Source organism: Stenotrophomonas sp. YAU14A_MKIMI4_1, assembly GCF_003086855.1.
Taxonomy (GTDB): domain Bacteria; phylum Pseudomonadota; class Gammaproteobacteria; order Xanthomonadales; family Xanthomonadaceae; genus Stenotrophomonas.
The window spans coordinates 4,338,206-4,360,411 of the sequence record NZ_CP025998.1 but is presented as its reverse complement, the minus strand read 5'-3'; the positions used below and the strand labels follow the sequence as shown (position 1 = coordinate 4,360,411).

The window sequence follows — 22,206 nt, the reverse complement described above, 5'->3', positions numbered from 1 at the left end:
ATTGGTTGTCCCTTCGGGGTCGGGTTCAAATCCCGCCTTTCCTGCCGGGTGTGGGGAAAGAGATGTTCCACTCCTTTTGTCACCGCACCTGCTTCAACGCCGGCACTGCGAATGCCGGAGGAACTACAGCCTTCCAAGCTCCGGGTCGCGGGTTCGAGCCCCGCCCGCTGTGGCAACGCAGCGGTAGCTCAGTGGTAGAGCAGGATGTTCCTCCACCCCTCGTCGTGCTGCCGGCACCTTTGCTTTCGTTGCGCGGGGAATGCCGGCCGAACTACATCGGAAAACCTTCGGGGTCGGGTTCAAGTCCCGGCCACCTGCCACGGCAACGCGGCAGGTGGTGCGTTCGGCCACCTTTGTCACCGCACCTTCTTTGCTTTTTGTATTGGATGAAAGGAAACATCACCATGACCACCTTGAACCATGACGTGATCCAGCAGCCCGGCGCTGCACCCATCAAGCTGTGGACGCGCGGCGTGCCGCTGGAAGACCAGGCACGCGAACAGCTGCAGAACATCGCGCGCCTGCCGTTCATCCACAAGTGGATTGCGGTGATGCCCGACGTGCACCTGGGCAAGGGGGCAACCGTGGGTTCGGTGGTGCCGACCGTGGGGGCCATCATTCCCGCCGCGGTGGGCGTGGATATCGGCTGCGGCATGATGGCCGTGCGCACCACGCTCGACGCCAGCGACCTGCCGGACAACCTGTCGGCCGTGCGCAGCGCGATCGAACGGGCGGTGCCGCACGGCCGCAGCGTGACCCGCGGTGGCCGTGACAAGGGCAGCTGGGATACGCCGCCGGAGCTGGCCATCGAAGGCTGGAAGCAGCTGGTGGACGACTTCGCGCTGATCTGCGAGCGCCACCCGCGCCTGAAGAACACCAACAACCTCAAGCACCTGGGCACCCTGGGTACCGGCAACCACTTCGTGGAAGTGTGCCTGGACCAGGACCAGCGCGTGTGGTTCATGCTGCACTCCGGCTCGCGTGGCGTGGGCAATGCCATCGGCACCTACTTCATCGAACTGGCCAAGCAGGAAATGCGCCGCTGGATGATCAACCTGCCCGACCAGGACCTGGCGTACCTGCCCGAGGGCAGCCAGCACTACGGCGACTACGTGTTCGCCGTGGAGTGGGCGCAGCGTTTCGCACGCATGAACCGCGAGGTGATGATGCGCAACGTGGTGGCCGCCGTGCGCACGGTCATCAGCAAGCCGTTCGAGGCCCAGGCCGAGGCGGTGAACTGCCACCACAACTACGTGAACCGCGAGACCCACTTCGGCAAGGACGTGATGCTGACCCGCAAGGGTGCGGTCAGTGCGCGCAAGGGCGAGCTGGGCATCATTCCCGGCAGCATGGGTGCCAAGAGCTTCATCGTGCGCGGGCTGGGCAACGAGGACAGCTTCCACAGCTGCAGCCACGGCGCCGGCCGCGTGATGAGCCGCACCCAGGCGCGCAAGCTGATTACCGTGGACGAGCACGCCAAGGCGACCGCGCACGTGGAATGCCGCAAGGATGCGGAGGTGGTGGATGAATCGCCGGCGGCCTACAAGCCGATCGAGGCGGTGATGGAGGCCCAGCGCGATCTGGTCGAGATCGTGCACACGCTGCGCCAGGTGGTGTGCGTGAAGGGATGAAGCGGGCCGCGCGCGGCGTACACTGCGCCGCGCGCGGCAGGATGGAGGAACCTACACATGGATATGATTGAACTTGATGGCGGGCAGGGCGGCGGGCAGCTGCTGCGCTCGGCCCTGACCCTGAGCCTGTGCACCGGCATTGGCTTCACCCTGCAGAACATCCGCGCGATCCGGCGCAAGCCGGGGCTGATGCGCCAGCACCTGACTGCCGTAAATGCGGCCGCGCGGGTCGGAAACGCCTGCACGCATGGCGCTGCGCTGGGTGCCACCTCGCTGCGCTTCGAGCCCGGCGTGGTGAGCGCTGGCGACTACCACTTCGCCACCGGCAGTGCCGGTTCGGCCACGCTGGTGCTGCAGACCGTGCTGCCGGCGTTGTGGCGCGCGCAGCAGCCCTCGCGCCTGCGGCTGGAAGGTGGCACCCACAACCCGCTGGCGCCCAGCGCCGATTTCATCGCCGACAGCTACCTGCCGTCACTGGCGCGCATGGGCGTGCAGGCCTCGATGCAGCTGCTGCAGCATGGCTTCCACCCGGCCGGCGGCGGCGTGATTGAAGTGCAGGTGCAGCCGTGCGCCGCGTTGCAGGCACCGCTGCTGGAGCAGCGGCCGGTCCTGGAGTCGATGCAGGCGCAGGTGCTGATGTCCGGCCTGTCCAGCAGCATCGGCCTGCGCGAGCTGCAGGTGCTGGCCGACACCCTGGGCGTCGACCCGCACCCGCGTCACGTGCAGTCGATCCGCCCGGCCTTGGGCCCGGGCAATGTCGCCCTGGTGCGCGTGCAGCATGGCAGCCACGTGGAAGTGTTCGATGGCCACGGCGAGCGCGGGGTGAGTGCCGAACAGGTGGGCGCACGCCTGTCGGCGCGCGTACAGCAGTACCTGCAGGGCAATGCCTACGTGGGTGAATACCTGTCCGACCAGCTGCTGCTGCCGATGGCCCTGGCCGGCGGCGGCGCCTTCACCACCCACGTCATCAGCGATCACCTGGCCAGCAACGCCCGGCTGATCGAGAAGTTCCTGCCGGTGGAATTCGACTGGCAGCCGCACGAGGGGGGCTGGCGGGTGACCGTCGAGGCGTAGGCATCCTGGGGCTCGCCGGGCCATGCCCGGCGGGCGTCAACCCCGCGCATTGATCCTGCTCAAGGCACGGCGTGCACATCGGCTGTGTAATGGTGGTGTTCCCATTCGGCAGATCGCCACGGAGCCCCACCATGTACACGCGCATCCTCATCGCCACCGACGGTTCCGAGCTGGCCGACAAGGGCCTGGCCAAGGGCCTGGAGCTGGCCAAGGACCTCAACGCCGAGGTCGATATCGTGACGGTGTCCGAGCCGTGGGCCGTCGGCATGTACGACGCCATGGGCTGGAGCGTGGGCTACATGAACAGCCCCGAGTACAAGGCCGACCGCGAGGAAGGGGCCCAGAAGGTGCTGCAGCCGGCGCTGGCCAAGGCCGCCGAACAGGGCATCAAGGCCAACCCGGTGCATGTGCTGGACCGCTACGCGGCCGACGGCATCATCGAAACCGCCGCTGATCGCAACAGCGATCTGATCGTGATGACCTCGCACGGCCGCCGCGGGGTGACCCGCGTGCTGCTGGGCAGCCAGACCGCCGAAGTGCTGGCGCGCAGCTCGCTGCCGGTGCTGGTCATCCGCTGAATTCACGCGTTCCCGGGGAGGGGACCGACGCCGGTGCGCAGGATGCGTACCGGCGTCATCTTTTGTGGGGTTCGGGATGGCCGCATCCACGCATGGCGTGGATCTACTGCGGGGTTCGGGCGGGCCGCATCCACGCATGGCGTGGATCTACCGGGGTTCGGGATGGCCGTATCCACGCATGGCGTGGATCTACCGGGGCGGGATGCGCGTGTACGTGCCGGGCGGCAGGTAGTAGATCCACGCCATGCGTGGATGGGCATTGCCGCTGGCCCTGATGGGGTCAGAGCCCTTTCCTGCGGAAAGGGATCCGACCCCTCGCCACATCACCAGCTGTAGAGCTTCCAATACACCGGCGACACGCCATCCTTGTCGTTGTCCATGCGGCCATCGCCGTTCTGGTCATACATGTAGAACGGTGCGCCCCGCGACGGGGTGACCTTGACCATGCGCAGCTGGCCGGACACGCGGTACTCCTCGATGGTGTCGCCGTTGTCCATGGTGCGGCTGGACACTTCGGCACCCTTCACGTCCACCGGGGGAGCGCCGGCACCGCCCATGCTGGCGCAGCCAGCAAGCAGGAGCACGGACGCCAGCATCAGGGTCTTCATCGACAGGGCCTTTGCCTGGAACGGGTCTTGATTATGCCCCATCACCGTGTCGCCGCCGTGCAGGCGTGGGCGCGTAGAATCGCCGCATGAGCAGATTAGTCCTGATCGACGGGTCCAGTTACCTGTACCGCGCGTTCCACGCGCTGCCGCCCCTGTCCAATGCACAGGGTGAACCCACCGGCGCGCTGTTCGGCGTGGTCAACATGCTGCGGTCCACACTGAAGGAGCGCCCGGCCTACGTCGCCTTCGTGGTGGATGCGCCGGGCAAGACCTTCCGCGATGACCTGTACGACCAGTACAAGGCCAACCGCCCGCCCATGCCCGACGACCTGCGCAGCCAGGTGGAACCGATGTGCCGCATCGTCGAAGCGCTGGGCATCAGCATCTTGCGCATTCCCGGCGTGGAGGCCGACGATGTGATCGGCACGCTGGCCCTGCAGGGCGTGGCGCAGGACCTGAAGGTGACCATTTCCACCGGTGACAAGGATTTCGCCCAGCTGGTGCGCCCGGGCATCGAACTGGTGAACACCATGACCGGCAGCCGCATGGATTCCGATGCGGCCGTCATGGACAAGTTCGGCGTGCGTGCCGACCAGATCATCGACCTGCTGGCACTGATGGGCGACACCGTGGACAACGTGCCCGGTGTGGAGAAGTGCGGGCCGAAGACCGCGGCCAAGTGGCTGGCCGAATATCAGACGCTGGACGGGGTGATGGCCGCTGCCCCGACCATGAAGGGCAAGATCGGTGAAAACCTGCGCGCGGCGCTGGATCGCCTGCCGCTGAACCGCGATCTGGTGACCATCCGTACCGACGTGGAACTGGACGCCAGCCCGACCACCCTGGCGCTGCGTGACCAGGACGTGCCGGTGCTGACCGAGCTCTACGCGCGCTACGGCTTCACCCAGGCGCTGAAGGAGCTGGGTGCGCCGCTGCCGGCCCCGGCCGCCGCCAGCGAAGCCACCCCCAGCCTGCGCGGCACCGCCGCCGGTTTCGCCCGCGGCAGCGCCGAAGCGCCGGCTGTGGGTGAACTGGACCCGGCCCTGGCCGCACCGGGCGAGTACGAAACCGTGGTGACCGACGAGCAGTTGCAGGCCTGGGTGCAGCGCCTGCAGCAGGCAGAGCTGATCAGCTTCGATACCGAAACCGATGCGCTGGACGCAATGCGTGCGCGCCTGGTCGGCATCAGTCTGGCGGTGGAGCCGGGCAAGGCCGCCTACATTCCGGTCGGCCACGATTATCCCGGCGCGCCGGCACAGCTGCCGCTGCAGCACGTGCTGGACGCGCTGCGCCCGCTGCTGCAGGACCCGGCGAAGAAGAAGCTGGGCCAGCATGGCAAGTACGACCTGCACGTGCTGCGCCGCCATGGCGTGGAGGTGCAGGGCTACCACGACGACACCATGCTTGAGAGCTTCGTGCTCAATTCCACGGCCACCCGCCACGACATGGATTCGCTGGCCCTGCGCTACCTGGGCTACAACACCATCAAGTTCGAGGACGTGGCCGGCAAGGGCGCCAAGCAGATTCCGTTCTCGCAGGTGGGTATCGACGAAGCCAGCCGCTACGCGGCCGAGGACGCCGACATCACCCTGCGCCTGCACCACGCGCTGCGCCCGCAGCTGCTGGCCGAACCGAGCCTGGACAGCGTGTACCGCAGCATCGAGATGCCGCTGGTGCCGGTGCTGACCACCATCGAAGCCAACGGCGTGCACATCGACACCGCCGAACTGCGCCGGCAGAGCCAGGACCTGTCCTCGCGCATGCTGGCCGCGCAGCAGAAGGCCACCGAACTGGCCGGCCGCAGCTTCAACCTGGATTCGCCCAAGCAGCTGCAGACCGTGCTGTTCGACGAGCTGAAGCTGCCGGCGGTGGTGAAGACCCCCAAGGGCCAGCCCAGCACGAACGAGGAAGCACTGGAGGCCATTGCCGACCAGCACGAGCTGCCGCGTGTGATCCTGGAATACCGTGGCCTGGCCAAGCTGCGCAGCACCTACACCGACAAGCTGCCGGAGATGGTGAACCCGGACACCGGCCGCGTGCACACCAGCTACCACCAGTCCGGCGCCGCCACCGGCCGCCTGTCCTCGTCGGACCCGAACCTGCAGAACATTCCGATCCGCACCGACGATGGCCGCCGCATCCGCCGCGCCTTCGTCGCCCCGGAAGGCTGCCAGCTGCTGGCGGCCGACTATTCGCAGATCGAGCTGCGCATCATGGCCCACCTGTCCGAAGACCCGGGCCTGGTGCGCGCCTTCGAGCAGGGCGCCGACGTGCACCGTGCCACCGCCGCCGAAGTGTTCGGCCGCACCCTGGACGAGGTGACGCCCAACGAGCGCCGCGCCGCCAAGGCCATCAACTTCGGCCTGATGTACGGCATGAGCGCCTTCGGCCTGGCCCGCAACCTGGGCATCGACCGCGGCCAGGCGCAGGACTACGTGGCGCTGTACTTCAGCCGCTACCCGGGCGTGCGCGACTTCATGGAGCGCATGCGCCAGCAGGCGCGCGAGCAGGGCTATGTGGAAACCCTATTCGGCCGCCGCCTGTACCTGAACGACATCAACGCCCGCAACCAGGGCCTGCGCGCCGGCGCCGAACGGGCGGCCATCAACGCCCCCATGCAGGGCACGGCGGCGGACATCATCAAGCGGGCGATGGTGTCCGTGGACCAGTGGCTGCGCGACAGCGGGGCACCGGCGCGGATGATCCTGCAGGTGCACGATGAACTGGTCTTCGAAAGCGCGGCCGGTTTCACAGAGGAATTGCGTAAGCACGTGGTCGAACACATGTCGCAAGCGGCACAGTTGCGGGTGCCACTGGTGGTCGATACCGGCATTGGCAGCAACTGGGACGAAGCGCACTGAGTCGCATTTCGGGCCATTAACGACGTGAATTCATTCATTTCAGGGGATTTTCTGACTCGAAGATGAATGTTTCCGGAGGGGCGCACGATTAAATGGGCGCCCTTCACGAACCGTTAGTGTTCGGAGTGCTTCTATAACTCTCGACAGGCGCAACGCCTGTTGTGGATCTCTCCCATCCCCTGGAGCAGATCTCGGAACGGGGGCTCCTCCCCAAGCGCCCGTTCCCCGGCCCCGTTGACCTCCCCCTGGTCAGCGGGGCTTTTTATTTGTGCCGCCGGAAAGCTGCGGATCTGACCCCAGGTGCTAGGCTGGGCCATCGCTCCGCTGGGGAACCGGCAATGCACGACCTGTTCGCACTGGCCATGCCGTGGTGGGAATTCATCCTGCGCGCGGTGGTGGTCTACACCGTGGTGCTGGGCATGGTGCGGCTGGGCGGCAAGCGCGCGCTGGGGCAGATCACCCCGTTCGACGTGCTGCTGATCGTGCTGCTGGGCAACGCTGTACAGAACGCCTTGCTGGGCAGTGATACGTCACTGGGCGGTGGCCTGCTGCTGGCGGCCACGCTGATCCTGCTGAACTACGCCGTGGGCTGGCTGACCACGCGCAGCCGGCGCATGGAGCGGATCATCGAAGGCGAGCCGGTGGTGATCGGGCGCGATGGGCGCTGGTTCGACAGCGTGCTGCGTCGTGAACAGGTGACCCGCGCCGACGTAGAAGCCGCGCTGCGCCAGCAGGGCTGCCTGGGCGTGGAAGAAGTAGCCCTGGCGCTGCTGGAGAACAACGGCCATATCACCATCATTCCACGGCAGAAGACGGCCGCGTGATAGCCGCGCGATGTTGAACGCATTCGACGTGCGCCCCGCGCTCGCAATATCGAACGCACTCGGCCGTGCGTCCCGCTTCGGTAGAGTCGAGCTTGCTCGACTGCCGTTGGCGCCATGCGAAAGGCAGTCGAGCAAGCTCGACTCTACGGGCATTGCGCCACACGCATTGATGGCGTCGAACGCGTCCGCCCCGCTCCGGTAGAGTCGAGCTTGCTCGACTGCGGTTGGCGCAATGCGAAGAGCAGTCGAGCAAGCTCGACTCTACGGGCATTGCGCCACACGCATTGATGGCGTCGAACGCGTCCGCCCCGCTCCGGTAGAGTCGAGCTTGCTCGACTGCGGTTGGCGCCATGCGAAAGGCAGTCGAGCAAGCTCGACTCTACGGGCATTGCGCCACACGCATTGATGGCGTCGAACGCGTCCGCCCCGCTCCGGTAGAGTCGAGCTTGCTCGACTGCGGTTGGCGCCATGCGAAAGGCAGTCGAGCAAGCTCGACGCTACGGGCATTGCGGCGTTGCGCTACACCCAGTCGCGCGGCACCAGGTAATCGGCCAGGCGCGCCTCGGCGCTGCCGGCTTCGGGGCTGAACCCGTATTCCCAGCGCACGCGCGGCGGCAGGCTCATCAGGATGCTTTCGCTGCGGCCGCCGCTCTGCAACCCGAACAGGGTGCCGCGGTCATAGACCAGGTTGAACTCCACATAGCGGCCGCGACGGTACAGCTGGAACTCGCGCTCGCGTTCGCCGTAGGCGGCATCCTTGCGCCGCTGCACGATCGGCAGGTAGGCCTGCAGGAAGCCATCGCCCACCGCGCGCAGGTAGTCGAAATCGCGTTCGAAATCGCCGTGCAGGTCGTCGAAGAACAGCCCGCCCACGCCGCGCGTTTCGTTGCGGTGGCGCAGGAAGAAATACTCGTCGCACCAGCGCTTGTGGGCGGCGTAGCGTTCTTCGCCGAACGGCGCGCACAGGTCGCGGGCCACCCGATGCCAGTGCTGCACGTCCTCGTCCTGCGGATAGAACGGGGTCAGGTCGAAGCCGCCGCCGAACCAGCTGGCCACCACTTCACCGTCGCGCTGTGCCTGGAAGAAGCGCACGTTGGCGTGGGTGGTGGGCACGTGCGGGTTCAGCGGATGGAACACCAGCGAGACGCCTGTGGCGCGCCATGATGCGCCCGCCAGCTCCGGGCGGTTGGCCGACGCAGACGGCGGCAGGCGGCTGCCGCAGACATCGGAAAAGCCGATGCCGGCCTGCTCGAACACGGCACCGTCGCGCAGCACGCGGGTACGCCCGCCACCGCCCTCGGCGCGCTGCCACAGGTCTTCCTGGAAGCGCGCGCTGCCATCGGCGGCTTCAATGGCCGCACAGATGCGGTCCTGCAGGTCGGTCAGGTAGGCGCGCACGCGCTCGAATTCGTTCATGCCGCGTACTTTACCGCAGCGACCGCTCCGTTCAGCGGAAGCGCGCGCGGATGTCCGGCCGCAGCAGGCGCCAGCCCAGCCAGCCCTGCAGGCCGGCGAACAGCACCGAGGTGCCCAGCAGCGTGAGCGTCATCAGCAGGCGCTGCACCTGCAGCTGCTGCTGCAGCTCGGCATCGTTGGCGGCCAGCCCGATGAACTGCAGCATCACCACATCCAGCCACCAGGTGATGACGAAGTTGGCCAGTGCGCTCAGGGCCAGCGCCCATACGAAGGCCCACAGGCCCCAGCGGCGCTCGCGCCACAGGCCCCAGCTGGCCAGGGTGGAGCCCAGGCAAAGCAGCGCAGCGATCAGGGACGTCGCCACCGGGTGCGCGAGCATCCACAGCAGGCTGCCATCCAGCTGGTTTTCCCAGGCCAGCTTCACCAGCGCCTGCCACAGCGCGGTGGGCGCCAGCACGGCCGCCACCACGGCCTGGCCCAGGAAGTAGACCACCATCAGCACGCACAGCCAGAACGAGCCCTGTGCCAGCGGTTTCACCCACGTGTTGAGGGGGGCCGCGGCCGGCGAGGGAAGATCGGGAATGGAGGGAGACATCCGGTGTCCTTGCACTGCGATGGCGCCCGCCAGGTCAGCGGGCCGTCGCCAGGGCGGCGACCGCCGGCAGGATATGGTGTTCACTCAAGGGTGCCAAGGGCAGGCCGTGCGGCGGCTGCAGCGGCACCCAGGCCAGTTCGGCAATCTCCGCCTGCGCGCGGGGCGTGCCCGCCACCTTTACCCACCAGGCATCGGCCTGCACCCGGTGGCCGGGTTCGTTCACCGCCCAGTCCTGGAAGCGGCCCAGGGCGATGGCCGAATCACGCTGCAGCTGCACGCCCAGTTCCTCGTGCAGCTCGCGCGCCAGCGCGGTCAGCGCCGCTTCGCCGGGCTCGGGCTTGCCACCGGGCTGGATGAAGCGCTGGGCGCCGTGCTTGCGCACCACCAGCGCCCGGCCGCGGTCATCCAGGATGACCGCGGCCACGATCTGGATCGTGGCCGCGGCGTTGCTCACTTCAGGTTCTGCTCGAACAGCTTGAGGATGCGCTTGTACTGGTCCAGCCAGGAATCGGCACGGGTGTAGCCGTGGCGCTCCAGCGGGTACGGCGCGATGGACCAGTTGTCCTTGTGCAGCTCGATCAGGCGCTGGGTCAGGTGCACCGAATCCTGGAAGAACACGTTGTCATCCATCATGCCGTGGGCGATCAGCAGGTTGTCCTGCAGGTTCTGCGCGTACTCGATGGGCGAGGACGTGCGGTACGCCTCCGGGTCGATGTCCGGGGTGTTCAGGATGTTGCTGGTGTAGGCGTGGTTGTAGTTGTTCCAGTCCACCACCGGGCGCAGTGCGGCGCCGGCCTTGAACGTGCCCGGCGAACGGAACAGCGCCATGAAGGTCATGAAGCCGCCGTAGGAACCGCCGTAGATGCCGGCGTGGTCGCGGTCGCCCTGCTGGGTGTCCACCAGCCAGTCCAGGCCGTCCTTGTAGTCTTCCAGTTCCGGGTGGCCCATGTTGCGGTAGATGGCCGTGCGCCAGTCGCGGCCGTAGCCCTCGCTGCCGCGGTAGTCCATGTCCAGCACGATGTAGCCCTTTTCCACCAGCAGGTTGTGGAACATCTGCTCGCGGAAATAGGCCGGGTAGCGCTGGTGCACGTTCTGCAGGTAGCCGGCGCCGTGCACGAACATCACGATCGGGTACTTCTTGCCCGGTTCCTTGTGCTCGGGTTCGTAGTACTTGGCCCAGACCACGCCGGCGCCGTGCTTGGACGGCACCGCCACCAGCTTCGGCTGCACCCACTCACGCGCCTTGTATTCGGCGGTGCGGGTGTCGGTCAGCACGCGGGCCTGGCCACCCGAGGACGGCAGCACCGCCAGCTGCGGCGGCAGGTAGGCGCCGGAATAGCGCACCAGCAGCTGCTGGCCGTCCGGCGACAGCGAGAAGTCTTCCACGCCGTTCAGGCTGGTCAGTTCGCGCACCTGGCGGCTGCCGGTGTCGACCGCGCAGACTTCGTAGTCGTGCGGGGCCTGCTGGTTGCACAGGAAGTAGAAGCCCTTGCCGTCGGCCGACAGCACCGGCGCGGAGGTTTCCCACTTGCCGCCGGTCAGCGCCTGCGGCTTGGCCGTGCCGGCCTGGGTATACAGGTGCGAGTAGCCCGATTCTTCCGAAAGCAGCCACAGCGTGCGGCCGTCGGCCATCCAGCCGAAATCGTTGAAGCCCCAGTTGATCCAGGCGTTGTCGGTCAGCCGGTGGCGGTTCTGCACGCGGCCATCGTTGCCCACGCTGACGATCCAGCGGTCCTTGTTGTCGTTGGCGCGCAGCATCACCGCCGCCTGCTGGCCGTCGGCGCTCCAGCGCATGCCGCCGCCCATGAAGTCGCTCATCACCTGCACGCTGCGGTCGCCCTTCAGCGCGTCCTTGCCGGCCTTGCGGCGAAGCTCGGCCAGCGGGTCGGTGCCGATGCCCGGCAGGCCCGACAGCGACAGCTTCTGCGCCTTGCCGGTACGCACGTCCACGAACCACAGGGTGTGCGGTTCAAAGCCGTTGCGGCCGACGCGGGTACGGGTGTCTTCGGTTTCCTCGTAGCCCGATTCGGTCACGTACAGCGGCATCTTGCTGGTGCGGCCGTCATCGAAATCCTTGGCTTTGGTGGCCACGATCAGGTGGCCCAGGTCCGGCGACAGCAGGCTGTCGACGATCTCCACGTCGGCGCCCAGGTAGATCGGTGCGGCCGCGCGGGTCGGGTCGGCCTGGCGCCAGCGCTGGTCCTGGTCCTTCAGCGCTTCGCGCTGGTCACGGTCGCGGCGCAGGGTTTCCAGGGTGCGCAGCTGCTGGTCGCGCAGCAGGTCATCCTTGGGCTTGCTGGCCGGGTCCTTGTCGGCCTTCAGGCTGGCCACCTGCTGCACGCCGCTGGCGGCGGTCCAGTGGAACCAGTTCTGGCCCACGCGCCAGATCACGCCGTTGTCGGCGGCGAAGTTCACCCCGGTCGCACGCTCGTTGCTGCGGGTCAGCTGGGTCAGCGCGCCACTGCGCAGGTCGCGCACGAACACATCGCCATTGCGCACGAAGGCGCTGCGGCTGCGGGTGCGGTCGTAGACCGGATCGGCCACGTCCAGGCTGCCGCGCTGGTCATCGGCCACCTGCGCGGCGGCGCCACCGGCCAGCGGCTGGCGGAAGGTGTCGCGCACCGGGCTGCCATTGCGCTTGAGCTGGTATTCCACCTGCTGGCTGTTCCACGACCACCAGGCCTTTTCCACCGGCGGACCGATCCAGTCCGGGTCGGCCATGGCCTGTTCGATGGTGATCGGCGTGGGCGCGGCATGCGCGGCCGGTGCGGCCAGGATGGCCGACAGCAGAAGGGACAGGGGCAGCACTCGGGACATGGGCGGACGGCACCAGAAGAGGAAACCGGGCAAGGGTAGCAGTCGCCCGCGCCGGGGGAGGGGGCCACAGGTCATGCAACCCGCTTGGGCAAAGGCCCGGCAGGGCATCGCGTGGCGCATGATGGGCGCCTGATCCGGACGGAACCGACCATGTACTCCTACGACTACCGCATTTCCCTGGGGGTGCAGCACCCCGTGCGCTCCAGCGCCGACATCTCCGCCCGGCTGGGGTTGGAACGGAGCTTCTTCCGCGATGTGGGCACAGACCTGCGTGGCGCCGATGGCAGGCTGATCCGCGTGCATGCACACACCTGGGTGCTGTTCGAGCTGGCCGAGGGCAAGGATGGCTGGCTGATGGACGCCTGGCCGCAGATGGTCGGGATCCTGCAGGCACGGGTGGAGGTGATCCAGGCATTGAACCAGGAAGGCGCCGAGGTTGGTCTGCGTATCGGCGTTTTTGGCAAGCGCGCCTGGGCCGGGTTTGAACTGGACGACGCGCTGGTGCGACTGATGGCTGATCTTCGACTGGGCTTCCATCTGGAAACCTATTTTCCCGATTCGCCGGTCGACCCCGGGACCGACGACGAGGCCTGAAACATCCGCTGCAACCGGTCGCCGGTCCTGCGCATCCAATCTCCTGAACCCGCATCATCCACCGAACAGGAGCCCGACCATGCAGGAACTCATTCCGATCACCCTCTTCATCTGCATCGCCTATGCGATCCATGCCCTGGCCGATGCCCGCGCCCGCAGCAAGCTGGTCGCCCCGCACGTGCCGGAGGAGGTGATCCGTTCGCTGGCGGTGCTGGAAGAAGAGCGCCGCCGCCAGGGCGCGCTGCGCTGGGGCATCAGCCTGGTCAGCCTGGCCGTGGCCATGGGCCTGCTGGAGGCGATGGGCGCGCGCGAGCTGACCTTTGGCGCGGCCGCCGCGCTGGCCGGCAGTGCCGGGCTGGGCCAGCTGCTGGCCTGGCATTTCACCCGTCCTGCCCTGCGCAAGGGCTGAGGGCGGCATGCCACGGGCACAGGGGGCGCCCCCGCATGAGCCTGCTGGGCGGAGCACTGGCCGCATTGCGGGGGCGTCGCCGCGACGTTCCCGCAGCGCCTCTGCCGGACGCTGACGACGACCGTGCGCTGGTGCGGGCGATCATCGATGGCTCGCAGCCGGCATTCGCTCAGCTGGTGCAGGCCCATCAGCGCACCTGCGCGCACGTGATCGGGCGCATGGTCGGCGACCGTGACCAGGTGGCCGACCTGCTGCAGGAGGCCTTCCTGGCCGTGTTCCGCCAGCTGCACCGGTTCCGCTTTGAATCTTCGCTGCGCACCTGGGTTTCGCGGGTGGCCTACACCACGGCGCTGCAGTACCTGCGCCGGCGGCGGCTGGAGGCGCAGTGGATGGTGGCGGTGGACGTGCCGGAGGAGCTGGGCGTGGGTGATGAAGGCCCCGGCCCGGCGGAACTGAGCGAGGCGCTGCAGGCCGGGCGCCAGTTGGGCGCGGCACTTGAGCGGCTGAGTGCACCGCAGACGCTGATCGTGGGCCTGCATTACCTGGAGGATTTCGACCTGGCCGAGATCGAGCAGGTGACCGGGTTGCCACGCGGTACCATCAAGAGCCACCTGTACCGCGCGCGGCAGACCCTGAAGCAGGAGCTGACCCGACGCGCCACCGCCGGAGAGCTGCTGTGAGCGAAGCCAACGACCCCCGCGATGCCGATGCGCGCGCGCTGTCGTGGGCGCTGCGCGAGCAGGAGGACTCCGTGCCCGATGTGAGCGAGGCGCTGCAGCAGCGATTGCAGGCGGAAACCCGCGACAGCGGCGTGGGCTACGTGGTGGTGCAGGTGCTGCTGGTGTGTGCCTTGTTGGCCGCCGGCGCCTGGTATTTCTGGCGGTGAAGCCCCCGCCGGGCATGGCCCGGCGCTACCCGCACTGGTAGCGGCCGACCTTGGTCGGCGATTTGGGGTGTGCCAACCAAGGTTGGCACCTACCAGAGCAGGGCGCCGGCGGCGTCTGCCCCCTGCGACACAGTGAAGCAGCGCGACACCGCGTCGCATCCCAGTGCGGCGATATCTTCCTAAAGTGGTCCGGTATCCCACCCGTACCCGGCAGGAGGCGTCCCTTGGACGCGTTGTTGTTGTCGCGGATCCAGTTCGGATTCGTCATCAGTTTCCATGTGCTGTTCCCCGCCTTCACCATCGGTACCGCCAGTTGGCTGGCCTTCGTTGAATGGCGCTGGCTGCACACGAGGTTGCCCGTCTGGCGCGATCTCTACTTCTTCTGGCAGAAGATCTTCGCCGTGTCCTTCGGCATGGGCGTGGTCAGCGGCATCGTCATGGCCTTCCAGTTCGGCACCAACTGGCCGCGATTGAGCGAAGTGGCCGGCACCGTGATCGGCCCGCTGCTGACCTATGAAGTGCTGACCGCGTTCTTCCTGGAAGCCAGCTTCCTGGGCGTGATGATGTTCGGCTGGGGCCGGGTATCGCCGCGCCTGCACTTCCTGTCCACGTGCATGGTGGCGCTGGGCACGCTGTTCTCCACGTTCTGGATCCTGTCGTCCAACAGCTGGCTGCATACGCCGGCCGGCTACGAACTGATCAACGGCATCGTGCACCCGGTGGACTGGTGGCAGGTGGTGTTCAACCCGTCCTTCCCGTACCGCTTGGCGCACATGGCGCTGGGCTCGTTCATCACCACCTGTTTCGTGATCGGTGGCGTGGGCGCGTGGTACCTGCGCAAGGGCACGCACGTCGAAGCTGGGCGACGCATGCTGATCGCCGCCGTGGCCTTCGCCGCGCTGACTGTGCCGGTGCAGATCTTCGTCGGCGACATGCATGGCCTGAACACGCTGAAGCACCAGCCGATGAAGATCGCGGCGGTGGAAGCGCACTGGCACGAAAGCAAGGAAGGCGAGGGCGTGCCGCTGGTGGTGTTCGCCCTGCCCAACGAGAAGGAACAGCGCAACGATTTCGAAGTGGCCATCCCCAAGCTGGGCAGCGTGATCCTGACCCATTCGCTGGACGGCACCTTCGATCCGCTGACTTCCGTGCCGGCCAGCGAGCGGCCGCCGGTGACGCCGGTGTTCTTTGCCTTCCGCATCATGGTCGGTCTGGGCACGCTGATGCTGCTGCTGGCCTGGGTGTCGGCCGTGCAGCTGTGGCGGAAGAAGCTGCTGGATTCGCCGTGGCTGCTGCGCGGCTGGAACTGGATGCTGCCCAGCGGCTTCATCGCCCTGGTGTCCGGTTGGTTCGTGACCGAGATGGGCCGCCAGCCCTGGGTGGTGTACGGCGTGCTGCGCACCGCCGATGCCGTGGGACCGCAGAGCGCGTGGATGACCGCGTTGTCGCTGGCGGTCTACGTGGTCGGCTATGCCTTCGTGTTCGGCTGGGGCATCTGGTACCTGGTGAAGATCCTGCGCCATGGCCCACAGCCCCATGACCACGGGCCGTCGCTGGACCATGGCAGCCACACCCCGGCGCGCCCGCTGTCGGCGGCCGATGAACCGCTGGAGGAGCGCTGAGATGGACCTGATGACCTGGCTGCCGGTGGCATGGTTCGCGGTGATCGGCTTCGGCGTGTTGATGTATGTGGTGCTGGATGGCTTCGTGCTGGGCATCGGCATCCTGGCCCCGTTCGCCGAAGACGAGGAGCAACTGGACCTGATGATGAACACTGCCGCGCCCATCTGGGACGGCAACGAGACCTGGCTGGTGCTGGGCGGTGCCGGCCTGCTGGCCGCGTTCCCCAAGGCCTATGCGGTGCTGCTGTCGGCGCTGTACCTGCCGGTGCTGCTGCTGGTGGTGGCGCTGGTGTTCCGTGGCGTGGCCTTCGAATTCCGCTTCAAGGCGCACCGTTCGCGGCGGCTGTGGAGCGTGGCCTTCGGCCTGGGCTCGCTGCTGGCGACCTTCGCCCAGGGCGTGATCCTGGGCACCCTGGTGCAGGGCATTCCGCTGCTGGAGGGTCGCTTCAGCGGTGGGGCGTTCGTGTGGTTCAGCCCGTTCGCGATGCTGACCGGTGCCGCGCTGGTGGCCGGTTACGCGCTGCTGGGCAGCACCTGGCTGATCCTGAAGACCGAAGGGCGCGTGCAGGCACTGGCGCGGCAGCTGACCCGGCCGCTGGTGGCCGCGGTGATCGTGGCGATGGGCCTGGTCAGCAGCTGGCTGCCGTTCCTGCACTCGCGGCTGATGGACCGCTGGTTCAGCGATGGCAATTTCTGGTGGCTGTCGCCGGTACCGCTGCTGACCCTGGCGGTGGCGGCCGCACTGTGGCGCAGCGCCACCCACCCGCGCCGCGACCTGCCGCCGTTCCTGCTCAGCCTGGGCCTGTTCGTGCTCGGCTTCGCCGGTCTGGTGCTGGGCATGTGGCCCTACCTGCTGCCGCCGTCGATGACCCTGTGGCAGGCCGCGGCCCCGGCCTCGTCGCTGGGCTTCAGCCTGGTCGGGCTGGTGATGCTGCTGCCGGTCATCCTGGGCTATACCGCATGGTCGTACCGGGTGTTCCGCGGCAAGGTGCACGCCGGCGCCGGTTACCACTGAGGCGTGACCCACGGCAGCGGACGGTGACCGCTGCCCGTTGGGGTTTGTGAAACATGTATTCCCTGCGCCGGACGTGCTAGCGTGCGCTCCTTTCCGGCCGCCAGGGGGGCTGCCGGCGACGTCCTGGACGGACGCACGGCTGCAGGAATGGGGGGCCGCCGCGCGTCGCCGTAACTGGCTCGTGCCTATTGTTTGCCCATCCAAACATCACCGGTAATGATTGAATTTTCCGTAGTCGACTGGGCTGCCTGGGCACCCGGGCTGACCGAACGCAGCCAATGGATGGACTGGGCCCGCACGCCGTTCCTGCCGCAGGGCGAGGGCACGCCTGCGCTGGCCGAAATTCCCGCCATGCAGCGGCGCCGCATCGAGCGCCTGGGCCGCATGGCCATCCAGACCGCCTGCTGGTGCGAAGACGGGCAGGGCGCCGACAGCCAGGTGCCGCTGGTGTTCGCCAGCCGCCATGGCGACGTGGCCCGTTCAATGGAACTGCTGGGCTCGCTGGCGGCCAACGAGCCGCTGTCGCCCACCGGCTTCGGGCTGTCGGTGCACAACGCCATCGCCGCGCTGTATTCCATCGCCCGCGGCCACCGCGGCAACTACCTGGCGCTGGCCGCCGGCCAGGCCACCGTGGAAGCGGCCTGCCTGGAAGCGGTGGGGCTGCTGGCCGATGGTGCGCCGGAAGTGCGCATCGTGGTCTATGAATCGCCGTTGCCCGATGTTTACGCGGAATTCGCCGACGAACCCGACCCGTTCTTCGCCTGGTGCTGGCGTCTGGCACCGGCCGACGCGGCCCGTACCGGCCTGCGCCTGGCCTGGCAGGCGGCCGAGGGCGCGCCGCAGACCGCCCCGGGCCTGCTGCCGCACGCGCTGGACCTGCACCGCTTCCTGCTTGGCCAGGACGCCAGCCTGGAGCACGTCAGCCAGGGCCAGCGCTGGTGCTGGAGCCGCCGTGTCTGAGGCGCTGCGCCGCCTCGATCACGCCTGGCGGGTGTTCGGCACCGGCCTGAGCTTTGCTGCCTTCGGTGTGGGCGGGCTGCTGCTGGGCGTGTTCGTGATGCCCCTGCTGCTGCTGATGCGCGACCCGGTGGCGCGGCGACGGCGTGCGCGACGGGTGGTGCAGGGCGCGTTTGCCAGCCACGTCTGGCTGATGTGCCGGCTGGGGGTGATGACCCTGCAGGTGGAAGGGCGCGAGCGCCTGCAGCGCGACGGCCTGCTGGTGCTGGCCAACCACCCCACACTGATCGACGTGGTCTGCCTGATCGCCCTGTTGCCCAACGCCGACTGCGTGGTGAAGCGGGCCGTAGCCTGCAACCCGTTCATGCGCGGTCCGGTACGCGCCGCCGGCTACATCGCCAACGACGATGGCGCCGGCCTGGTCGATGACTGCGTGGCGGCCGTGCATGCCGGCGGCACCCTGGTCATCTTCCCCGAAGGCACCCGCACCGTGCCCGGCCAGCCGCTGCGCCTGCAGCGCGGCGCGGCCAACATTGCCGTACGCGGCCGGCTGGACATCACCCCGGTGCGCATTACCTGCACCCCGCCCACGCTGACCAAGGGCCAGAAGTGGTATCGTGTGCCCTCACGTCGTTTTCACGTTCAGCTGCAGATCGGCGAAGATATCGCGATCGCGCCGTTCCTGGCCGAAGATGACTCGCCGAGGGGGGATGCCTTGGCGGCCCGTCGCGTCACCGACCACCTCACTCGTTATTTCGACCTGTCTGGAGATCCGACCCGTGCAAGCACTTGAGCACGAGATCAAGGAATTGATCATTTCCTCGCTGTCACTGGAGGACATCACGCCGGAGGACATCGATCCGACCGCGCCGCTGTTCGTTGAAGGCCTGGGCCTCGATTCGATCGATGCGCTGGAACTGGGCCTGGCGCTGCAGAAGAAGTACGGTGTCAGCCTCTCGGCCGACTCTGAAGAAACCCGTCGCCATTTCTCCAGCGTGCGCGCGCTCGGCGAGTTCGTCGCCGCCCGCCAGTCGTAAGGCGCAGGAACAGCCATGACCAAGAATGAACTTTTCGAGCGCATCGTCCGCATCCTGACCGACAGCTTCGAGATCGAGCCGGCCCGGATCACCCCGGAGGCGCGCCTGTATGACGACCTGGACATCGACAGCATCGATGCGGTCGACCTGATCGTGCAGCTGAAGCCGCTGCTGGGTCGCAACCTGCAGCCGGAAGCCTTCAAGGCCGTGCGCACCGTGCAGGACATCGTTGATGTCGTGCATGGCCTGCTGCCTGGTCAGGCTGCCGCCTGACCGCAGCGCAGACGGCACGGCCATGGCTCGGGCACGCGTGGTCGTGGTGGCAGCGCTTTCGCTGGCCTACCCCGTGCTGGTGTACGCCGCGATGGGCCGCTTCGAGCCACGCTGGCTGTCGCTGCTGCTGTTCGGCCTGGCCCTGCTGCGCGCGCTGACCACCCGGCAACCGCTGTGGTGGGCCGCCGCCGCCGGTGCCGGCCTGCTGGCCGCGCTGGCCACCCTCCTCAACCAGGCGCTGCCGCTGAAGCTGTACCCGGCGCTGGTGAACGTGGTGATGCTGTGCGTGTTCGCCACCAGCCTGCGCTTCGGCCCGCCGCTGGTGGAACGCCTGGCGCGCCTGCAGGAACCGGACCTGCCACCGTTCGCGGTGGTCTATACCCGTCGCGTCACCCAGGTGTGGTGCGGCTTTTTCGTTTTCAACGGAGGCCTGGCCCTGCTCACCGCGCTGTACGCGTCGGATCGGGTCTGGATGCTCTACAACGGACTGTTGGCGTACGTGATGATGGGCGTGTTGTTTGCAGGTGAATGGCTGGTGCGGCGGCGGGTGAAGGCGGCACATGCGCATGGCTGACTGGATCGCCCTGGACCGCCTGATGGTCACCGCGCAGCCGGGTCGCCCGGTCGGTCTGTGTGGCGAGGTGGCGCTGGACCACAGCGCGCTGCGCCAGCGTGTGGTGGCCTGGCGTGATGCCTTCGCCGCAGCCGATGGCCGCGACTGGGCGCTGTATTTCGACGATGCCATCGCCTTCGCCGCGGCCCTGTTCGGCGCGTGGCATGCCGGCAAGCGCGTGTTCCTGGCCGCCGACAACCTGCCGGCCACCCTGCAGGCGCTGCAGCCGCAGGTCGCAGGCTTTGCCGGCGATGTGTCGGCCGATTACCGGCCGCTGGTTCCCGCTGCTCCGACCGATGGCGCGCTGCACGCGCTGGATGAGCGCGCCTGCGAACTGTGCGTGTTCACCTCCGGCAGCACCGGCCAGCCCAGCGCGATCAGCAAGCGCATGGACCAGTTGGCGCGCGAGGTCGATGCGCTGCAGGCGGCCTTCGGTGCGCAGGTGGAGGGCGCGCAGGTGCACGGCACCGTGTCCCACCAGCACATCTACGGCCTGCTGTTCCGCGTGCTGTGGCCGCTGGCGGCGGGGCGGCCGGTGCAGCCGCGGCGGTTCTTCCATGAAGATCTTGTGGCGACCCTGGCCGCCGCCGACAGCGTGCTGGTGGCGACCCCGGCACACCTGAAGCGCCTGCCCGAACAACTTGACTGGGCCAGCCTGCACGGGCGCCTGCGTGCAGTGTTTTCCTCCGGCGGCCCGCTGCCCGAAGACGCCGCACGACAGGTGCGCGGCTGGCTGGGCGTGGCACCCACCGAGGTGTATGGCAGCAGCGAGACCGGCGGCATCGCCTGGCGCCGCTGGGATACCGACATGCCGCCGTGGCAGCCGCTGCCGGGCGTGCAGTGGCGCATTGAAGAGGGCTGCCTGGCCGTGGCCTCGGCGCACCTGGAGAGCGCCGACTGGTGGCGGACCCAGGATCGGGTGGAGGCACTGGCCGATGGCCGCTTCCGCCTGCTGGGGCGCGCCGACCGCATCGTCAAGATCGAAGAGCGCCGGGTTTCGCTGGACGCGCTGGAACGCGCCCTGCGCGAAGACCCCGAAGTGGAGGACGCGCGCGTGCTGGTGCTGCAGGGGCACCGTGAACAACTGGCCGCCGTGGTGGTGCCCGCCGTTCCGGCGCTGGCCGAGGCCGGTGATGCTGCACGTCGCGCACTCGGCCAGCGGCTGGGCGCCCGCCTGGCGCAGGGCCATGATGCGGTGACCCGCCCGCGCCGTTGGCGGCTGGTGCAGGCACTGCCGATCAATGCCCAGGGCAAGGTGACCCAGGCGGCGCTGGCGGCATTGTTCCAGCCGTTGCTGCCGGTGCCGCAGTGGGACCAGCGCGGCGACGCCAGCGCGACCCTGCGCATGACCCTGGACCCGGCGCTGCGTGCGTTCCAGGGCCACTTCCCGCAGGCCGCGATCCTGCCCGGCGTGGCCCAGCTGGATTGGGCGGTGCGCTTCGGCCGTCAGGCCTTCAACCTGCCAAGCGGCTTCGTGCGCATGGACGTGGTGAAGTTCCAGAAGGTGGCGCGGCCCGGCGATGAGCTGACCCTGCAGCTGGACTGGGATGCGCCGCGCGGCGTGCTGACCTTCCGCTACACCTCCCTGCACGGCGTGCATGCCAGCGGCAAGGTGATCCTGACCGATGCGCACTGAGCCGGCGCCGACCGGGGGCGCCTTCGCGCCGCTGGTGGTCATTCCCGTGTACGACCACGAACACGCCATCGGCGCCGTGGTGCAGGGCGTGCAGGCCGCGGGCCTGCCGTGCCTGCTGGTGGACGATGGATCATCGCCTGCGTGCGCGGCCGTGCTGCGCGCGTTGTCCACGCAGCCCGGCGTCGATCTGCTGCGGCTGGACCAGAACCAGGGCAAGGGCGGCGCCATGCTGGCCGGTTTTGCCGAAGCGGCGCGGCGCGGCTACAGCCATGTGCTGCAGATCGATGCCGACGGCCAGCATGACACCGGCGATCTGCCGCGCTTCATCGCCGCTGCCCGGGCCCGCCCGCAGGCAGTGATCTGCGGCATTCCGGCCTACGATGCCAGCGTGCCCAAGGCGCGCCTGTACGGTCGCTACGCCACCCATATCTGGGTCTGGATCAACACGCTGTCGCTGCACCTGCGCGACACCATGTGTGGCTTCCGGGTGTATCCGCTGCCGCCGGTGCTGGCGCTGGTCGGCCAGGAAACCATCGGCCGGCGCATGGATTTCGATACCGAAATCATGGTCCGCCTGTACTGGCGGCAGGTGCCGGTGGAGCACCTGGCCACGCGCGTGACCTACCCGGCCGATGGCGTGTCGCACTTCGATGTGTGGCGCGACAACGTGCGCATCAGCCGCATGCACACCCGCCTGTTCTTCGGCATGCTGCCGCGCGCGCCGCGCCTGCTGTGGCGCCGCCTGCGGGGCCAGGGCTGA

General features: G+C 68.1%; 23 protein-coding genes. 18 read left to right on the top strand and 5 right to left on the bottom strand.

What is annotated here, in order from left to right; translation table 11 throughout:
- Positions 1-404 precede the first annotated feature (404 nt).
- The 3 genes from C1931_RS19680 to C1931_RS19670 all read left to right on the top strand — a co-directional run bounded on the left by C1931_RS19680 (position 405) and on the right by C1931_RS19670 (position 3,283).
- On the top strand, positions 405-1,631 hold the full coding sequence (locus C1931_RS19680; protein ID WP_108757821.1) for an RtcB family protein: 1,227 nt from the start codon (positions 405-407) through the stop codon (positions 1,629-1,631).
- Positions 1,632-1,688: 57 nt separating this feature from the next.
- A complete protein-coding gene (rtcA, locus tag C1931_RS19675) occupies positions 1,689-2,705 on the top strand; it encodes an RNA 3'-terminal phosphate cyclase (protein ID WP_108757533.1) in 1,017 nt (338 codons plus the stop codon).
- A 131-nt stretch (positions 2,706-2,836) separates the two neighbouring features.
- Entirely contained in the window at positions 2,837-3,283 is a 447-nt protein-coding gene (locus C1931_RS19670) for a universal stress protein (RefSeq protein ID WP_108754591.1), read from the top strand.
- Positions 3,284-3,606: 323 nt separating this feature from the next.
- Here C1931_RS19670 and C1931_RS19665 read toward each other — a convergent pair whose 3' ends face one another.
- Positions 3,607-3,891, bottom strand: a complete 285-nt coding sequence (locus C1931_RS19665) for a DUF2782 domain-containing protein (protein ID WP_108757532.1) — start codon at positions 3,889-3,891, stop codon at positions 3,607-3,609.
- Between the two features lie 86 nt (positions 3,892-3,977).
- Between C1931_RS19665 and polA the strand changes: the two genes are divergently transcribed.
- Positions 3,978-6,752: a DNA polymerase I gene (polA, locus tag C1931_RS19660; protein ID WP_108757531.1), complete on the top strand. Its 2,775-nt coding sequence runs from the start codon at positions 3,978-3,980 to the stop codon at positions 6,750-6,752.
- Between the two features lie 338 nt (positions 6,753-7,090).
- Complete coding sequence (locus C1931_RS19655; RefSeq protein ID WP_108757530.1) at positions 7,091-7,576, top strand: YetF domain-containing protein; 486 nt, start codon at positions 7,091-7,093, stop codon at positions 7,574-7,576.
- A gap of 519 nt (positions 7,577-8,095) precedes the next feature.
- Here C1931_RS19655 and hemF read toward each other — a convergent pair.
- Genes hemF through C1931_RS19635 form a run of 4 tightly spaced genes read right to left on the bottom strand, consistent with a single transcriptional unit; the run spans position 8,096 to position 12,404 of the window.
- Positions 8,096-8,992 carry an oxygen-dependent coproporphyrinogen oxidase gene (gene hemF / locus C1931_RS19650; RefSeq protein ID WP_108757529.1) on the bottom strand — a complete coding sequence of 299 codons (897 nt, stop codon included), beginning with the start codon at positions 8,990-8,992 and terminating at the stop codon, positions 8,096-8,098.
- A 31-nt stretch (positions 8,993-9,023) separates the two neighbouring features.
- Positions 9,024-9,587, bottom strand: a complete 564-nt coding sequence (locus C1931_RS19645; RefSeq protein WP_108757528.1) for a hypothetical protein — start codon at positions 9,585-9,587, stop codon at positions 9,024-9,026.
- 34 nt (positions 9,588-9,621) lie between these two features.
- Positions 9,622-10,041 carry an NUDIX domain-containing protein gene (locus C1931_RS19640; protein WP_108757527.1) on the bottom strand — a complete coding sequence of 140 codons (420 nt, stop codon included), beginning with the start codon at positions 10,039-10,041 and terminating at the stop codon, positions 9,622-9,624.
- Positions 10,038-12,404 (bottom strand): S9 family peptidase, encoded by a 2,367-nt coding sequence (locus C1931_RS19635; RefSeq protein WP_108754585.1) that lies wholly within the window; start codon positions 12,402-12,404, stop codon positions 10,038-10,040. Before C1931_RS19635 ends, C1931_RS19640 begins: the two co-directional genes overlap by 4 nt.
- An 84-nt stretch (positions 12,405-12,488) precedes the next feature.
- Here C1931_RS19635 and C1931_RS19630 point away from each other — a divergent pair, with 84 nt between their 5' ends.
- The 13 genes from C1931_RS19630 (at position 12,489) to C1931_RS19570 (ending at position 22,206) form a co-directional block, all read left to right on the top strand.
- On the top strand, positions 12,489-12,998 hold the full coding sequence (locus C1931_RS19630; RefSeq protein WP_234412850.1) for a hypothetical protein: 510 nt from the start codon (positions 12,489-12,491) through the stop codon (positions 12,996-12,998).
- 79 nt (positions 12,999-13,077) lie between these two features.
- Positions 13,078-13,407, top strand: a complete 330-nt coding sequence (locus C1931_RS19625; RefSeq protein ID WP_108754583.1) for a hypothetical protein — start codon at positions 13,078-13,080, stop codon at positions 13,405-13,407.
- 35 nt (positions 13,408-13,442) lie between these two features.
- Complete coding sequence (locus C1931_RS19620) at positions 13,443-14,087, top strand: sigma-70 family RNA polymerase sigma factor (protein WP_108757525.1); 645 nt, start codon at positions 13,443-13,445, stop codon at positions 14,085-14,087.
- Positions 14,084-14,293: a hypothetical protein gene (locus tag C1931_RS19615; protein WP_108757524.1), complete on the top strand. Its 210-nt coding sequence runs from the start codon at positions 14,084-14,086 to the stop codon at positions 14,291-14,293. The genes C1931_RS19620 and C1931_RS19615 overlap by 4 nt, the downstream gene beginning before the upstream one ends.
- Positions 14,294-14,517: 224 nt before the next feature.
- Positions 14,518-15,915, top strand: a complete 1,398-nt coding sequence (locus C1931_RS19610; RefSeq protein WP_108757523.1) for a cytochrome ubiquinol oxidase subunit I — start codon at positions 14,518-14,520, stop codon at positions 15,913-15,915.
- A 1-nt stretch (position 15,916) separates the two neighbouring features.
- Positions 15,917-16,930, top strand: coding sequence for a cytochrome d ubiquinol oxidase subunit II (cydB, locus tag C1931_RS19605; RefSeq protein WP_108757522.1), 1,014 nt, complete (start codon positions 15,917-15,919; stop codon positions 16,928-16,930).
- A 216-nt stretch (positions 16,931-17,146) separates the two neighbouring features.
- A complete protein-coding gene (locus C1931_RS19600) occupies positions 17,147-17,890 on the top strand; it encodes a beta-ketoacyl synthase chain length factor (protein WP_108757521.1) in 744 nt (247 codons plus the stop codon).
- Positions 17,883-18,680, top strand: coding sequence for a lysophospholipid acyltransferase family protein (locus C1931_RS19595; RefSeq protein ID WP_108757520.1), 798 nt, complete (start codon positions 17,883-17,885; stop codon positions 18,678-18,680). Before C1931_RS19600 ends, C1931_RS19595 begins: the two co-directional genes overlap by 8 nt.
- A complete protein-coding gene (locus C1931_RS19590; protein ID WP_005411610.1) occupies positions 18,667-18,924 on the top strand; it encodes a phosphopantetheine-binding protein in 258 nt (85 codons plus the stop codon). The genes C1931_RS19595 and C1931_RS19590 overlap by 14 nt, the downstream gene beginning before the upstream one ends.
- A 15-nt stretch (positions 18,925-18,939) precedes the next feature.
- Positions 18,940-19,197 carry an acyl carrier protein gene (locus C1931_RS19585; protein ID WP_108751324.1) on the top strand — a complete coding sequence of 86 codons (258 nt, stop codon included), beginning with the start codon at positions 18,940-18,942 and terminating at the stop codon, positions 19,195-19,197.
- 22 nt (positions 19,198-19,219) lie between these two features.
- Positions 19,220-19,771, top strand: coding sequence for a hypothetical protein (locus C1931_RS19580; protein WP_108754899.1), 552 nt, complete (start codon positions 19,220-19,222; stop codon positions 19,769-19,771).
- Positions 19,764-21,446 (top strand): AMP-binding protein, encoded by a 1,683-nt coding sequence (locus C1931_RS19575; protein ID WP_108757820.1) that lies wholly within the window; start codon positions 19,764-19,766, stop codon positions 21,444-21,446. The genes C1931_RS19580 and C1931_RS19575 overlap by 8 nt, the downstream gene beginning before the upstream one ends.
- Positions 21,436-22,206, top strand: coding sequence for a glycosyltransferase family 2 protein (locus C1931_RS19570; protein WP_108754576.1), 771 nt, complete (start codon positions 21,436-21,438; stop codon positions 22,204-22,206). Before C1931_RS19575 ends, C1931_RS19570 begins: the two co-directional genes overlap by 11 nt.

What these genes read in the sequence shown, in the direction of transcription:
- C1931_RS19620 (WP_108757525.1), top strand. Translation starts at nt 13,443, where the DNA reads ATGAGCCTGCTGGGCGGAGCACTGGCCGCATTGCGGGGGCGTCGCCGC.
- C1931_RS19635 (WP_108754585.1), bottom strand. Translation starts at nt 12,404, where the DNA reads ATGTCCCGAGTGCTGCCCCTGTCCCTTCTGCTGTCGGCCATCCTGGCC.
- hemF (WP_108757529.1), bottom strand. Translation starts at nt 8,992, where the DNA reads ATGAACGAATTCGAGCGCGTGCGCGCCTACCTGACCGACCTGCAGGAC.
- C1931_RS19680 (WP_108757821.1), top strand. Translation starts at nt 405, where the DNA reads ATGACCACCTTGAACCATGACGTGATCCAGCAGCCCGGCGCTGCACCC.
- C1931_RS19580 (WP_108754899.1), top strand. Translation starts at nt 19,220, where the DNA reads ATGGCTCGGGCACGCGTGGTCGTGGTGGCAGCGCTTTCGCTGGCCTAC.
- cydB (WP_108757522.1), top strand. Translation starts at nt 15,917, where the DNA reads ATGGACCTGATGACCTGGCTGCCGGTGGCATGGTTCGCGGTGATCGGC.
- C1931_RS19600 (WP_108757521.1), top strand. Translation starts at nt 17,147, where the DNA reads ATGATTGAATTTTCCGTAGTCGACTGGGCTGCCTGGGCACCCGGGCTG.
- C1931_RS19575 (WP_108757820.1), top strand. Translation starts at nt 19,764, where the DNA reads ATGGCTGACTGGATCGCCCTGGACCGCCTGATGGTCACCGCGCAGCCG.
- C1931_RS19665 (WP_108757532.1), bottom strand. Translation starts at nt 3,891, where the DNA reads ATGAAGACCCTGATGCTGGCGTCCGTGCTCCTGCTTGCTGGCTGCGCC.
- C1931_RS19645 (WP_108757528.1), bottom strand. Translation starts at nt 9,587, where the DNA reads ATGTCTCCCTCCATTCCCGATCTTCCCTCGCCGGCCGCGGCCCCCCTC.
- C1931_RS19625 (WP_108754583.1), top strand. Translation starts at nt 13,078, where the DNA reads ATGCAGGAACTCATTCCGATCACCCTCTTCATCTGCATCGCCTATGCG.
- C1931_RS19670 (WP_108754591.1), top strand. Translation starts at nt 2,837, where the DNA reads ATGTACACGCGCATCCTCATCGCCACCGACGGTTCCGAGCTGGCCGAC.
- C1931_RS19585 (WP_108751324.1), top strand. Translation starts at nt 18,940, where the DNA reads ATGACCAAGAATGAACTTTTCGAGCGCATCGTCCGCATCCTGACCGAC.
- C1931_RS19570 (WP_108754576.1), top strand. Translation starts at nt 21,436, where the DNA reads ATGCGCACTGAGCCGGCGCCGACCGGGGGCGCCTTCGCGCCGCTGGTG.
- rtcA (WP_108757533.1), top strand. Translation starts at nt 1,689, where the DNA reads ATGGATATGATTGAACTTGATGGCGGGCAGGGCGGCGGGCAGCTGCTG.
- C1931_RS19655 (WP_108757530.1), top strand. Translation starts at nt 7,091, where the DNA reads ATGCACGACCTGTTCGCACTGGCCATGCCGTGGTGGGAATTCATCCTG.
- polA (WP_108757531.1), top strand. Translation starts at nt 3,978, where the DNA reads ATGAGCAGATTAGTCCTGATCGACGGGTCCAGTTACCTGTACCGCGCG.